11 protein-coding genes are annotated in these 13,449 nt (G+C 36.9%); 7 read left to right on the top strand and 4 right to left on the bottom strand.

Going from position 1 to position 13,449, the window contains the following annotated elements:
• Positions 1-3: 3 nt before the first annotated feature.
• Together BUB52_RS06875 and BUB52_RS06870 are read left to right on the top strand one after the other, a co-directional pair.
• Positions 4-1,380, top strand: coding sequence for an MFS transporter (locus BUB52_RS06875; protein ID WP_009121334.1), 1,377 nt, complete (start codon positions 4-6; stop codon positions 1,378-1,380).
• 87 nt (positions 1,381-1,467) lie between these two features.
• Positions 1,468-2,505 carry an alcohol dehydrogenase gene (locus BUB52_RS06870; RefSeq protein WP_009121335.1) on the top strand — a complete coding sequence of 346 codons (1,038 nt, stop codon included), beginning with the start codon at positions 1,468-1,470 and terminating at the stop codon, positions 2,503-2,505.
• An 11-nt stretch (positions 2,506-2,516) separates the two neighbouring features.
• Here the strand turns inward: BUB52_RS06870 and BUB52_RS06865 are convergent, their stop codons facing one another.
• Positions 2,517-3,329 carry a TrmH family RNA methyltransferase gene (locus BUB52_RS06865; RefSeq protein ID WP_009121336.1) on the bottom strand — a complete coding sequence of 271 codons (813 nt, stop codon included), beginning with the start codon at positions 3,327-3,329 and terminating at the stop codon, positions 2,517-2,519.
• Between the two features lie 576 nt (positions 3,330-3,905).
• Between BUB52_RS06865 and BUB52_RS06860 the strand changes: the two genes are divergently transcribed.
• The 5 genes from BUB52_RS06860 to BUB52_RS06840 all read left to right on the top strand — a co-directional run bounded on the left by BUB52_RS06860 (position 3,906) and on the right by BUB52_RS06840 (position 10,195).
• Entirely contained in the window at positions 3,906-5,114 is a 1,209-nt protein-coding gene (locus BUB52_RS06860) for an AAA family ATPase (RefSeq protein ID WP_009121337.1), read from the top strand.
• A 12-nt stretch (positions 5,115-5,126) separates the two neighbouring features.
• Positions 5,127-5,708: an RloB family protein gene (locus BUB52_RS06855; protein ID WP_009121338.1), complete on the top strand. Its 582-nt coding sequence runs from the start codon at positions 5,127-5,129 to the stop codon at positions 5,706-5,708.
• A 110-nt stretch (positions 5,709-5,818) separates the two neighbouring features.
• Positions 5,819-6,550 carry a hypothetical protein gene (locus tag BUB52_RS06850; protein ID WP_009121339.1) on the top strand — a complete coding sequence of 244 codons (732 nt, stop codon included), beginning with the start codon at positions 5,819-5,821 and terminating at the stop codon, positions 6,548-6,550.
• Between the two features lie 133 nt (positions 6,551-6,683).
• On the top strand, positions 6,684-8,927 hold the full coding sequence (locus BUB52_RS15965; RefSeq protein ID WP_009121340.1) for an McrB family protein: 2,244 nt from the start codon (positions 6,684-6,686) through the stop codon (positions 8,925-8,927).
• A complete protein-coding gene (locus tag BUB52_RS06840; RefSeq protein ID WP_009121341.1) occupies positions 8,906-10,195 on the top strand; it encodes a 5-methylcytosine restriction system specificity protein McrC in 1,290 nt (429 codons plus the stop codon). The genes BUB52_RS15965 and BUB52_RS06840 overlap by 22 nt, the downstream gene beginning before the upstream one ends.
• A gap of 147 nt (positions 10,196-10,342) precedes the next feature.
• Here the strand turns inward: BUB52_RS06840 and BUB52_RS15820 are convergent, their stop codons facing one another.
• Genes BUB52_RS15820 through BUB52_RS06830 form a run of 3 tightly spaced genes read right to left on the bottom strand, consistent with a single transcriptional unit; the run spans position 10,343 to position 13,395 of the window.
• Positions 10,343-10,732 carry an ATP-binding protein gene (locus BUB52_RS15820; RefSeq protein WP_009121342.1) on the bottom strand — a complete coding sequence of 130 codons (390 nt, stop codon included), beginning with the start codon at positions 10,730-10,732 and terminating at the stop codon, positions 10,343-10,345.
• Positions 10,725-12,092 carry an ATP-binding protein gene (locus BUB52_RS06835; protein ID WP_217176572.1) on the bottom strand — a complete coding sequence of 456 codons (1,368 nt, stop codon included), beginning with the start codon at positions 12,090-12,092 and terminating at the stop codon, positions 10,725-10,727. Before BUB52_RS06835 ends, BUB52_RS15820 begins: the two co-directional genes overlap by 8 nt.
• Entirely contained in the window at positions 12,082-13,395 is a 1,314-nt protein-coding gene (locus BUB52_RS06830; RefSeq protein ID WP_009121344.1) for an SIR2 family protein, read from the bottom strand. The genes BUB52_RS06835 and BUB52_RS06830 overlap by 11 nt, the downstream gene beginning before the upstream one ends.
• Positions 13,396-13,449 lie beyond the last annotated feature (54 nt).

The raw sequence follows: 13,449 nt of genomic DNA, 5'->3' as shown, positions 1-13,449 counted from the left end.
GTTATGTTTAAGTCTATTATTGATTTTTACAGGGTATCGCAAGCGAAACCCTGTAGCGGCGGAGCTTTGTCCTCCAACTCGCTTTCTAGTGATTTCCGGCCTGAGGATAGACGGCGCTTGAAGCGTTTGCAATGGTCTACTTTTCTTGCCGCCACATTGGGTTATGGCATATATTACGTTTGCCGTCTGAGCCTTAATGTCGTGAAGAAACCGATAGTGGATGAAGGTGTCTTTTCGGAAACCGAACTGGGTATCATTGGCGCCGTCCTGTTCTTTACCTATGCTGTCGGTAAGTTTACGAACGGTTTCCTTGCGGACCGTAGCAATATCAACCGCTTCATGTCAACCGGTCTGCTGGTGACCGCATTGGTGAACCTTTGTTTGGGCTTTGTACACTCTTTCATCCTGTTTGCCGTACTTTGGGGTATCAGCGGTTGGTTTCAGTCTATGGGAGCTGCTTCCTGTGTGGTCGGTCTGTCCCGCTGGTTTACCGACAAGGAGCGTGGCTCTTTCTATGGCTTCTGGAGTGCCAGCCATAATATCGGTGAGGCAATGACCTTTATCATCGTCGCTTCCATTGTCAGCGCACTCGGATGGCGTTACGGTTTTCTCGGTGCCGGCCTTGTGGGTCTGATTGGCGCTTTGATTGTCTGGCGTTTCTTTCATGACACTCCCCAGAGCAAGGGTCTTCCGGCTGTCAATGCTCCTGCGGCTAAAAAGGCGATGGATTCTGTGGAAACGGACGAGTTCAACCGTGCCCAGAAGTCTGTTTTGAGAAATCCTGCCATCTGGATACTTGCTTTCAGCAGTGCTTTCATGTATATCAGCCGCTATGCGGTTAACAGCTGGGGTGTTTTCTATCTTCAGGCTGAGAAAGGTTATTCCACATTGGACGCGAGCTTTATCATTTCCATCAGTTCGGTGTGGGGCATTGTGGGGACGATGTTTTCCGGAGTTATCTCTGACCGTTTTTTCTGCGGGCGTCGTAATATTCCGGCCTTGATTTTCGGATTGATGAATGTTTTTTCCCTTTGTCTTTTCCTGCTTGTTCCGGGAGTGCATTTCTGGTTGGATGCCTTGTCTATGATTCTTTTCGGTCTGGGTATCGGTGTGCTGATTTGCTTTCTGGGTGGCTTGATGGCCGTGGATATTGCTCCCCGTAACGCTTCCGGTGCGGCTTTGGGTGTAGTGGGTATTGCGAGTTATATCGGTGCCGGTTTGCAGGATGTGATGAGTGGTGTCTTGATTGAAGGTAATAAGCGGTTTGTTAATGGTGTGGAGGTCTATGATTTTACCTATATCAATTGGTTCTGGATAGGTGCGGCATTGCTGTCCGTGTTATTGGCGTTGCTGGTGTGGAATGCAAGCAATAAAGAGTAGTGTTTTTTGTGTTATCGTTCTTTTATTATGTGCGTTATGATTATATTCGCAAAAAAAATTAGGAACTGATAATAAAGGAGGGATGCTATGCTTGCATATACATATATCGAACATGGAAGATTCGGGCTGTTGGACAAACCAACACCCGATTTGAGAGATTCGCGCGACGCTATTGTTCGTGTAACACTTGGCAGTATCTGTACCAGTGATTTGCATATTAAACATGGTAGCGTGCCGCGTGCTGTCCCCGGAATAACGGTCGGACACGAAATGGTGGGTGTTGTTGAACAGGTTGGGAGCAGTGTAATTTCGGTCAAACCGGGTGACAGGGTTACTGTAAATGTTGAGACTTTTTGCGGCGAATGCTTTTTCTGTCAACACGGATATGTGAATAACTGTACGGATGTGAATGGTGGTTGGGCATTAGGATGCCGTATTGATGGCGGACAGGCGGAGTATGTCAGAGTCCCTTATGCCGATCAGGGATTGAACCGTATTCCTGATTCGGTGAGTGATGAGCAGGCGCTTTTTGTAGGCGATGTGCTTGCAACTGGTTTTTGGGCGACTCGTATCTCGGAGATTTCTGAAGATGATACTGTACTTATTATAGGGGCGGGACCTACCGGAATATGCACTTTGCTTTGTGTGATGTTGAAGAAACCGAAACGCATTATTGTTTGTGAAAAGTCTTCTGAAAGGATTCGGTTTATTCGTGAGCATTATCCTGATGTGCTGGTGACAATACCGGAGAATTGTAGAGATTTTGTGCTTCGAAACAGTGAGCATGGCGGTGCTGATGTTGTGTTGGAAGTGGCTGGGGTTGAAGATACTTTCCGTATGGCATGGGAATGTGCCCGTCCTAATGCGGTCGTCACTGTAGTAGCCCTTTATGACAAACCTCAGCTCCTTCCCTTACCGGATATGTATGGTAAGAATCTGACTATCAAAACAGGTGGGGTTGACGGATGCGACTGCGCCGAAATACTCCGTTTGATTGAGGAAGGAAAGATAGATACTACGCCGCTTATTACACATCGGTTTCCTTTGGGGAAGATTGAAGAGGCATATCATATTTTCGAAAATAGATTGGAAGGGGTGATTAAGATTGCGATAGAAGGAAAATGAGAATTATACTATTACTTGTTGGAATCCGGTGCACGGAGTTGCCAAAAAGCTACGGCAGCGGCTGCTGCCACATTGAGTGAGTCGACATCATGTGACATGGGGATGCGTACTACATAGTCGGCTTCGGCAATCGTTTCGTATGATAGTCCGTCTCCTTCAGTTCCCATTATAATAGCTAATTTAGGCTCGGTTGCCAAAAGAGGGTTATCGATGGAGATGGAATCATCCGTTAGTGCCATAGCTGCTGTACGGAATCCTAAATCGTGAAGTTTGCTAAGGGTGGTATCCAGCCAAGTCCATGGTACCAGAAAGACTGACCCCATAGATACTCTTACTGCACGGCGGTTGAGCGGATCACAGGAAGTAGGAGTGAGCAATACAGCATCTATGCCAAGAGCAGCAGCAGAACGGAAAATGGCTCCGATATTGGTTGCATCAACTACGCCGTCTATTACCACGATGCGGCGGGCTTCCCGACATATTTCTTCGATGCTATGTGGTTTAGGGCGACGCATAGCGCAAAGAACACCACGGGTCAGAGTGTATCCGGTCAAGGTAGCAAGCAATTCTCTTTTACCTGTATAGACCGGAATATTTCCACAACGTTCAATGATAGTTGCAGCATCACCTGTGATATGCTTTCGCTCACATAAGAGAGCTAAAGGTTCATAGCCTGCATTGATAGCCACAGAAATAACTTTAGGACTTTCTGTGATAAAAATACCTTTGGATGGTTCGATACGATTGCGTAACTGTGCTTCGGTGAGAGTACTGAAGATTTCTACTCCTGGGTAGGATAGTGATGATATTTCGATGATGGGCATATTGCTATTTCTTGATGGTGTTATATGTTTTGGAGACTTTTACGCTAGGTTTTTATTATTTTCCGATGCAGTAATTGCAAGTTTTTGATTATCAAATATTTGGAACTCTAAAAGGTACAGAAGTCTAATTTTTTGTCATTTTTAGTCATTATAACTCATTGATTATCAATAAGTTATATGTCGTCACATTCTTTTTGTAAGACAAAGATAATTGTATTTTGTTGAATTTCAAAGTTTTCCAGCAAATAAGTTACAAGAACGAGGTATTTTTTACCCCTTTTTTAGTGATGTAGCATATTCATCAATGGTGTTCAATATTATGCAAATAGAATACGTATTTTTGAGTTGTCCTTTAATCTTTGGAAGTGAGATAATATGAAGACTGATGTTAATTTGTATCGATTTTTTATATTAATGGATGGACTGATGTTTTGATTTAATGATTATATTGACTACGGGTACAATAAATTCGATAAAAGAATATCAGTTTTTGATTTTTGCATAAATGATGTAAATATTGAAATCTAATTTGCAAATTTAGATATTTAGTTATATATTTGTGGAAAAACAGATTATATGATAGCAGAAATTAGATTTAAGAATATGTTCTCATTCAGAGACGAGGCTATATTAAGTTTTGAAGCTGATAGAAGTAAGGATATGGAGTCATATCATGTTGTCGAATTGGGGGGTGATGTGAGACTATTGAAAGTGGCTGTCATTTATGGAGCAAATGCTTCGGGTAAGAGTAATATTATTAAAGTTTGTGATTTTATCAAATCATTCATTACTTATACCCCACTTAATAAGGCAGAACAAATTCAAATAGTCCCGTTTCTCCTGAATAAAACAAGTTCGAGGCAGTTATCTGAATATTTGATTTCGTTCTACTTGAAGAATGAGGAAAAAGCAGTTCGTTATGTCTATTCTGTAGCTTTAGACAGGTGGCACGTAGCAAAGGAAAGTCTGATCTATTATCCAAGTCAACAGCCTGCTACTATATTTGAAAGAAATACTGAGAATAACGTATCAGTTATTAAATTTGGACAAAAGATCAAAATGTCGCAATCTGTCAAAGAGGAAATAACATTGAAGTGTTTGCATAACATGTCAGTTTTTGCTGCTTATATGCAGGTAAATACACATATTGTAGAATTAGAGGCAGTTCTTCAGTATCTAACCAATCAGGTTATGCCGGCAATTGTGCCTGCATCATCTTTAAGTCGTTATGCCGAAGAATCAATCAAAAATGAGTCTGCAAAAGATTATATTTTGAGATATCTACAGGAAGCTGATTTCAATATTTCAAATATTACTTCCAAAGAGCAGGAAACACATAAGGGGTCGATTAATTATACTATGTATCAGCATAAAGTTTCATCTGATGATGGTAACAATGATTATTATGAGTTCCCGGAACTGTTTGAATCGGACGGTACTATCCGTACGTTTGGCTTGGCTGCTCAAGTGCAGAAGATTCTTGAAAGAGATGCTTTTCTTGCGGTTGACGAGATTGAATCCTCTCTTCATCCGAAATTGATAGAATACATCATTGAACGTTTTCTAAAAGAATCAGGGCAAGCCCAGTTGTTGCTCACTACACATTATGATGGACTGTTAGGAGAGGAAGATTTGCTTAGAAAAGATAATGTCTGGTTTTCTGAAAAGAATCCGGATGGATCAAGTGTGCTGTATCCTCTAACAGATTTCAAGGGATTGAATAGGATCAGTTCTCTCCAAAAGGCATATAAATTTGGTAAATTCGGTGCAGTTCCTAATCTATAATCATGTACTTTTATGAGAAAAGCAAGAAAAAATACAGCGACCAGACAGGTTATTCATATCGTTGGTGAGGGCTTGACTGAATTATTCTATTTCAGTCATTTGAAAAAAATACTTGGTTATAGATATTCTATTTCTCCTCGTTTATTTGAAAACAATAGTATTGAGAAAATAGAAAAGAAGATAAAAGAACTTCTAGATGAAGATGTCTTTGTAATATGTGTTTTTGATGCAGATGTTAGCAGGCGTTCTGATGCAGAAAATAAAAAAATGCTGTCGCTCAAAAAGAAATATGAGAATAATCCCAATGTGATTCTCTGTGATAGTTTACAGTCAATAGAATATTGGTTTTTATTACATTTTGAAGATACGTGTCGATATTTTCAAGATTCAGCAGCTACAGAAAGAGCATTAAAGCAATATCTGCCAACATACGATAAAACTCGAAAATACCTTGAGAAGGATAAATGGGTTAAAGAAATGCTTGCTGATTCAAAAATGGATAAGGCATGTGAACTAGCTGAAAAATATAAAGGTAGAGATTCTTATAGTGAGATTTATAAGGCGATTAAAAAAGTTAGTGAATCGTTATATTAAATATGGATTGATGAAAAAAAGATTTAATGCCTATTGTGGAAATCATAATTAGTGGAATTGTCATTGCATTTAAAAATGATCCATAACAGTTTTATTAAAGACATATCATTATGAAAGAAGAATTTGCAGATATACAATACGCGCAGATTAAAGAGTATAATTATACACAATGGTTTAATGAGGAACAATACAACGGAAAAATACTTTCGGAATCAGAACGTAAAGAATTTATTTCTGTTGTAGATGGTATTATAGCACAACACTCCGAGGGGCTTCCGTTGATGATAAGTATTCTGGAAGATGCGAAAGAACAGCATGATGAATACCACGAAATAAACCGAATAGTTGCCTCTGTCTACTTATTTGTCCTTATTACAATGATTGACAGTATGGTTGCCGGAAAATACTTCATTCTTGCTGACCGTGACTATGACCGAAGATTTATGCGTGGAAAGTTGTTTGTAATCCTCAATGAGGGCTTCAAAAAACTCTATGGCTTTAATGATAAATCTCACAAGAATTCAGAATGGAACAGACTTCTATCCATAATGAAGTACTTTCCGGAAGTAATTAACCGTCAATATCAGGATTTAACATATCTCCTTGAAAAACAATCCCATACCTCTTCATGGTGGAAAGACGAACGTAACTTTGAGACCCATCTTGACATTGAGAAATTATATAAATCACGACAGGAAGAGATTGTTGAAAGTAAAGTAATGATGGATTCCATGAAACTTTTTAATGCATTGATGGCTGTGAGCAATTTCCTAGGAAATGTTCATACTTGTATTTTTAACTTCCTTGTTGGAAAATATCGTAGAGGTGAATTGTCCGAATAATACTCATTACGTCTTTTAAACATAACATCAACATATCATTTTTTGAATGACTTGACCTTTTGACAACTTATAATGTTAACTCGCTATCATTTAAGTATTTTCAGAGGTTCTGCAGTATAAATAAGATAATATTATGGATACAGAAGTATATAAAAAGAGTCAGGAATTTCTACAGACGGAAGGAATGCAGAAGATTATGGTATCAACGGATTTCTATTTTCAGAAAGCCAGAGATGCTTTTTATAAATTCATGGAGTATGATAATAGGCGGCTGATAGAAGAGATTATTGATTGGACTTACAATAAACAGCGTTATTCCGACCGAAATGATGTACAGGAGCTATTAGGATTGATAGACAATTTAGTTGCCTATTGTGATGTACATGCTTTTAACAAGGCGAAACTTAACGAATATGATGACAAAAGGGTATTGGCAAGATCTAATATCCGGCAGAATGCATGGATAAAGCAATTGTTACTGTACAAATTAGACAGAAACAAATGCACACCAGCAATACATAACACTGTCAATTATATCCTTAAGCCTGAAACTAACATAAATATACTGAGTGAAGAGCACCGTTTTATTATATCTCAATTACTGTTGAAGAAGGATTATGTACATGATCACTTTGTGAGTGATATATGTGATTTTTTTAAGGAACTAGATATACAGGTCAGTAATCCGCTCAATAAGACGCATCTTTATTCCAGACTGATTTATAACTTAGCTGATATTTGGTGTGATATTGTCAAGGGACTAGTTGCCCGTGACAGGACCGAATGGAAAAATCAGTTGGAAATAGATTTTAAGAATGGTGCGAAATACAGCGTAACTTGGTGGCATGAATTGCCTCAGCCAAAAAATAAAATTTTACCGCGTTTAAGAAAAACAATCGAGAATGATGGCTATTTTGATTTTTATTATGTAGAAAACAATGAGGCTGTATACAAGGCTACCGTTAATGACTTTGTTGAGGCTTCGGATTATTCGCTGAAGATGGAAGAATGGAAAAAAAAAGATCCTATATGGTTCAGTGAATCGTTGGACGAATATGTAGATGACAATAAAAGCGCTAAAATACTTTTTCTGTCATCACGTTTTGAACGCCTTCAGATCCCGATACCGATTGAACTTTTCAAAATTTATAAGGATAAGGGGTTACCAGTCAGAGCACATTTAGGAGCATTCTCAGATATAGAACAAATAGAAATTAATATCATGGCAGACAGATTAGAATTATTAAAGCAAATTCTCCTGCAGAAGAAACAGATAATTCTTCAAGGAGCACCGGGTACTGGCAAGACATACAATACGGCAGCTTTGGCTTTGTCCATACTTGGCATACAGTTTAACCCGAATGATCATAATGAAATCATGAAATTGTATGATGAGCAAAGAAAAAATAATTGTATATTTTTTACAACCTTTCACCAATCAATGGGATATGAGGATTTTGTAGAAGGACTGAAGCCTGAAGTCGCAGAGAACGGTAAAGATGTACTTTATAGGGTCGAAGATGGAATATTTAAGAAAATCTGTAGTCAGGAGGAAAAACCGGATTTTGAACAACAGTACCAACTGTTACAGAATCTATTGAAAAAAGGCGAATTAAAATTTGAGACAAAAACAGATCATTCACCTTTTACGGTAATACTCAACTCAAGTGGTAATCTATCTATAAGTTCAGGCAAATATTTGGAAAATGGTAGTTCTGCGACCAGTATCACTAAAGAGAAATTGGAAAAAAGAGATCCTGGTGACAAAAATTCCTGCTATATAGAGGTGATACGTGATTACATGAACAAGGAGCTGCAGGTCTCAAAACCTTGTGTACTTATTATTGACGAAATAAATAGAGGAAATATCTCCAAGATATTCGGTGAACTTATTACATTGCTAGAAGCAGACAAAAGACAGAATGGAGAACATCCTGTTTCTGTGATACTTCCATACTCAAAGAAAGAGTTTTCTGTTCCTTCGAACATCTATATTATAGGCACAATGAATACTACTGACAGAAGTACCGGACGTATTGATTATGCAGTGAGAAGACGTTTCGCCTTTTATACACTTGAGGCTGATACTGAAGCTATTGTCTCTCACTACAAAGAGAAGGTGGAACTTGGTGAAAAGGCAAATCAACTTTTCAATGCCGTTAAGGAATTTATCAGCGATAATAAGACTGAGGATCTGGAAATGGATGAATTGATGGTTGGCCATAGTTACTTCATGGCTTCCTCTGCCGAGGAACTCAGACTGAAGCTGGATTATGAGATTATTCCTTTGATTAAAGAGTATGAAAAAGACGGGCTGTTACAGCCTTCTGATGAACTTAAAGATAAGATAAACGAATGGGAAAGTCTGCTGGATTGACATATAGAACCATTTTTCTGGAGGAGCATGGGAAACTATGTAACGAAGATATCCAATGTATCCTTGACAAGGGTATCTGTTTTCGTGAAACAGGGATAATGGAAAAGCCTGTGTATCTCGGGATAGGACCTGATATGAAAGCCAGTTATTTTATTGGAGCCGATTGGCTTGATGAAAAGGAAGGATTGTCTGTTGTAGTGCATCCTAAAAAAGAAATGGAGAATGTCGATTATTTTAAGATGTTCATGGCCTGTCTAGAAAACGAACTGAGTTCTGACTATTTTTCCCTGATTTATGGCATTGAGTGTGAAAAAAAATATATAAATTGTGCAAGGCTACAGGATCAGATTACTCCTCTCTTGCTTATCCATTACTTGACTGTTCTTAAAAGATTAACGAAGCGCGGTCTCAGAAAGGATTATGTATTACAGGAGGAGAATCTTCAGTGTAAGGCGAAGGGACGTGTTTTAACCGGCGAAAACTTGCGTATGAACGTAATTGGCCGTCGGTTGGACAGATGTTACTGTAGTTTTCATGAATATACCGTCGATAGTCAGGAAAACAGGTTGCTTAAGAAAGCTTTACTTTTCACTGCCCGGTTCATCAGGAAGTTTGGTTCGCATGATTCTTTTGCGAAGCTTTCGGCTCTAACGAACTCCCTTTTGGCACAGTTTGAAAATGTAGGTGATGAGATTGAAATATACCAAATCAGGCGTGTAGCCGCTAATGGACTGTTTAAAGATTACAATGAGGCAGTCATTCTGGCAAAAAAGATTCTCAGGAGGTTCGGGTACTCTATTGAGAAAGTTAATAGGACTGAGGGTGGTACTCCTGTATTCTGGATTGATATGTCACGCCTTTATGAGGTATATGTCTATAGTCTTTTGAACAGGGCTTACGGCAAACAGATTTTATTTCAGGTCAAAGGATATCACCAGTGTTCTGCCGATTTTATTAAACTCGACGAAAACTTGATTATTGACACCAAGTACAAACCAAGATACGAAAATGGCAACAAGGGTATTATTGATGATATTAGGCAAGTCAGTGCTTATGCAAGAGATGAGAAAATCATAAGCCATTTGATTGATGCCCAGCCTTACATGGGAGAATATCCCTGCCTGATAATTTATCCGGAGAAACAAGCCTCTGATGATTTGGAAGTTACGCGATTTAATCATGAAGAAAGCTTGTTGCAGAAGGCACGGAAAATTAATGGATTTAGAAATTTTTACAAGTTGGGGGTAAGGTTACCTGTCAAAATATAAAGTCAGGGTAAACTTCTTCTAATGCCTGTTTCCTATTTGTTGAGTTAATAGGTAATACTCTTTTGGCTTAAAGGAGAAATAAAGTATCTTCGGAATGTATTATACCCCGATTTCATTAGTGTCCCGTTAAAAAGGAACACTAATGTTTTATTTTATAGAGAATTGGGGCGTATGTGAATTAGGTTCGATTTGAGGTAAATCTACTTTTAACATTACAGGCATTGGAAAATCTACTCCCATTAATATAGCTTCTCCTGCTCCTAATATAGGCAAATATGCCAAAGTTGATTTGTTAGCCGAAGAACAAGCACTTTCTATAGTTTCCTTGTCCTTATAATTTATCAATCTATGTACTAAAAAAGTACCCATTTGACTTAAAGTACCCAATGGAATATCTCTAGGCATTTGCGTAGCCAAGCATAGAAATAAACCATATTTTCTACATTCTTTGGCAATGGAATCAAAAGAATCTAAACTCATTGATTGGAAATACTCATCCTTAACTTCTTTATTTAGAAACTGGTGCGCTTCATCCACAAAAAAACACAATAGGCTGTACCTTAAAATCTCCTTTTCGTGCTTTATTTAATAGAAATTTTGCTATTGCATTGGCTAAAATCTCTCTAGTTTGAAAGTCATAAGGCACATCTTCAAACCCAATGCGAAGTATATGCTTTGATTTATCATTCGTAAAAGATTCTATCTTAGCACATAAGTCATTATCTGGATTTTGTTCTAAACCGAAAATATGTTTAAATGATGTATTTGATATTTTATTATATATACGGATAATTAAGCTAGCAATGTTATCTCTTGTTCTATTGTCTACATTCCCCCAAATATTTATATTTTCTCCAAAGTTCTCATAAACAGATTCCTCTTTAAGTTGTGTTATCAGTTTTGAAATATCAAAAAGAGAAATTTCATTATTATCGATTTCATTATTGTATTTAGTTGCAAAATGACGATATGCATCTTTATAACTTCCTGATTTTATAATAACTCCATTAATACATTTTACAAATGTGTCTTTTGCTTTGGGGTTATTATACACTCCTTTGGTATTGGGTTCTTCATGTTTTATTAAACACTTTGCCAATTTGAGTGATTTAATAGCATCTAATAATTTAGGTTGCTGAACTTGTCCTGCAGGCCTGAATAATGCAAACCAATCTCCTACAGACAAACGTGAATAGTGAAAATAACTATTTTTATTAATGATAGTGCTTTCAGCATCATCTTTGGAGTCAAAGCCAATATATTCTCCAGTAGGATCAATGATAATCGCTTTTGCACCAGCATTGGAAATACCTTCAAGTAATTTACTTGTGGTATAACTTTTACCTCCTCCTGTTGTGCCAACAATAGCGCAATGTCTACCAAATAATGCATCTAAAGAAATTTCAACAGGTGTCTCGTTGTTTTGAGTTAGGACTCCAAGCTTCATAAGACAAGGGTTGGTATTTTCTTTTTTTACCCCAAACCGCCTAAAGAAATTTTGAATAAACTCAGAGGAACAAACAAAAACTTTAGCACCAATAGGGGGAAGAGTGTTTAGTCCACGTTGAATTTCTTCTGGATTTTCAAAGTTAAAGGACAATAGAATTTCAATATATCCTATGGGATGCATATCATTTGTTTCAAAAGATTTTTCACTGAGTTCCAAACGTTCTTTTTCTGGTAATTCAAGACCTTGTATCTTCCCTAAAAATCCTATTTGATGCCCTTCTATAACTACATAGTTGCCTACCAATCCTCCATGATAAAGTTCCCCAAATCTAAAAAAAGGTTGCAGCAATCCAGATGAAGGGAAATGTATCTTTACTCCTTGTGGACTTACTTGATTTACAAAACCAATAAAGTATTCGTTTATAAAAGGATTTCTATTAGTTTCCATCATTGACAATTTTTACTAAACGATATTCATCTGACTGGTCATAAATTTTGATATCAGGATAAGCATCTACAAAATCTGCAAATGTTTCATTAACTATTATTATGTTACCTCTTTTTTCTGCTTCTTTGTAAAATGTGTCATTCTCATAAATACCTGCATTTCTATAATTGATAATAATAAGCTGAAAACTAGGGTTCTGTTCTAAGGCTTCATTTATCATAGATAATATATGTTTGTCTCCAAAACTGAATCCAATGACAACAAGAGTTGTATTTTTCAAACGTAATGCAGTTTGAAAGCGTGTCATCATTTCAAAAAAAGGTTGTTCATAAGAATGCTCGTATTTATTTTCTTGTGGAAAAATCATTAATGAATTTTCTACTGGAATATTTTCGGCTTTATTCTGAAAAACATTGTTCTCCGTTTTTTCCCAATCAACAGAACCATGAGGCTTGTATAAATGAAATACTCTAGGGACAAAATTATCTTCATTTTTAATTCTACTGCCATCACGAATTACAACATCATAATCAAAATATCGTCCACTGAATATTCTTGGTTGTGAAAAAGAAAAACCATCTATGATAGTGTAATTACCTTTACGGGCGGCTTGTTCAAATAATGTATCGTAATTTAGAGTGAACAATTTTACTCTAGCTATAGAACTTTTACGTTTGGTAATTTTATTAAGAAACTTTTCATGAGTAGCAGAAGATTCAGTAGATACGATCTTTAAATTGCATTCTTCCTTTATCATTTTTTTAATTTCATTGATAACACATGAAATATCCCATTCTTTTTTAACATCTTCTTTAGTTATAAAAATTTTTACCGTAATATAGTCTTTTGCTTTTTCCGCTAAAGAAAGAAGTTTCTCAAGATTCTTAAGATATTCTCCATTTACATCTTTGTCTGCATATTTTACTGCCTCGCAAAAGGTGTCCATATTTTCTTTACCTCCAACCAACTCAATTGCATCATCCCATAAATTGAACATAAGCTTACCTTTTTTGTCACCATCTCCAAAGTTGTAAGAAGAACCAGCACCGGTAAGAAATAAAAGATTCTCAATTTGATAATTTAGTTTTTTATAGTATTCTTTGCGCTTTAACTTTTGTGCATAATCTTTTATTCTTTCAGAAATATTTTTCTCTCGTTCACGTTCTGCAATAAGCTCTTCTGGAAGTATAGATGTATTTTCATTTTTTATATCAGTAAATACATCTCCTTCTTTCTCTAAAAAGAGGGTTAATCCCTCTTTTCTTAAAAGACATATATTTGTTATTTGTTTCCTATTTTCCATACTTTACCGATTTTTTACTTAAGTATCTTAGCTGTTTCAGATGGAACTTTAAAA

This window comes from Bacteroides clarus YIT 12056 (genome assembly GCF_900129655.1).
Lineage (GTDB): Bacteria > Bacteroidota > Bacteroidia > Bacteroidales > Bacteroidaceae > Bacteroides > Bacteroides clarus.
Note: the sequence above shows the minus strand (reverse complement) of the source record. Positions and strands in the feature narration are given on the sequence as shown.

Coding starts and splice junctions, on each gene's coding strand:
- BUB52_RS06875 (WP_009121334.1), top strand. CDS start 4: ATGTTTAAGTCTATTATTGATTTTTACAGGGTATCGCAAGCGAAACCC.
- BUB52_RS06870 (WP_009121335.1), top strand. CDS start 1,468: ATGCTTGCATATACATATATCGAACATGGAAGATTCGGGCTGTTGGAC.
- BUB52_RS06865 (WP_009121336.1), bottom strand. CDS start 3,329: ATGCCCATCATCGAAATATCATCACTATCCTACCCAGGAGTAGAAATC.
- BUB52_RS06860 (WP_009121337.1), top strand. CDS start 3,906: ATGATAGCAGAAATTAGATTTAAGAATATGTTCTCATTCAGAGACGAG.
- BUB52_RS06855 (WP_009121338.1), top strand. CDS start 5,127: ATGAGAAAAGCAAGAAAAAATACAGCGACCAGACAGGTTATTCATATC.
- BUB52_RS06850 (WP_009121339.1), top strand. CDS start 5,819: ATGAAAGAAGAATTTGCAGATATACAATACGCGCAGATTAAAGAGTAT.
- BUB52_RS15965 (WP_009121340.1), top strand. CDS start 6,684: ATGGATACAGAAGTATATAAAAAGAGTCAGGAATTTCTACAGACGGAA.
- BUB52_RS06840 (WP_009121341.1), top strand. CDS start 8,906: ATGGGAAAGTCTGCTGGATTGACATATAGAACCATTTTTCTGGAGGAG.
- BUB52_RS06835 (WP_217176572.1), bottom strand. CDS start 12,092: ATGGAAACTAATAGAAATCCTTTTATAAACGAATACTTTATTGGTTTT.
- BUB52_RS06830 (WP_009121344.1), bottom strand. CDS start 13,395: ATGGAAAATAGGAAACAAATAACAAATATATGTCTTTTAAGAAAAGAG.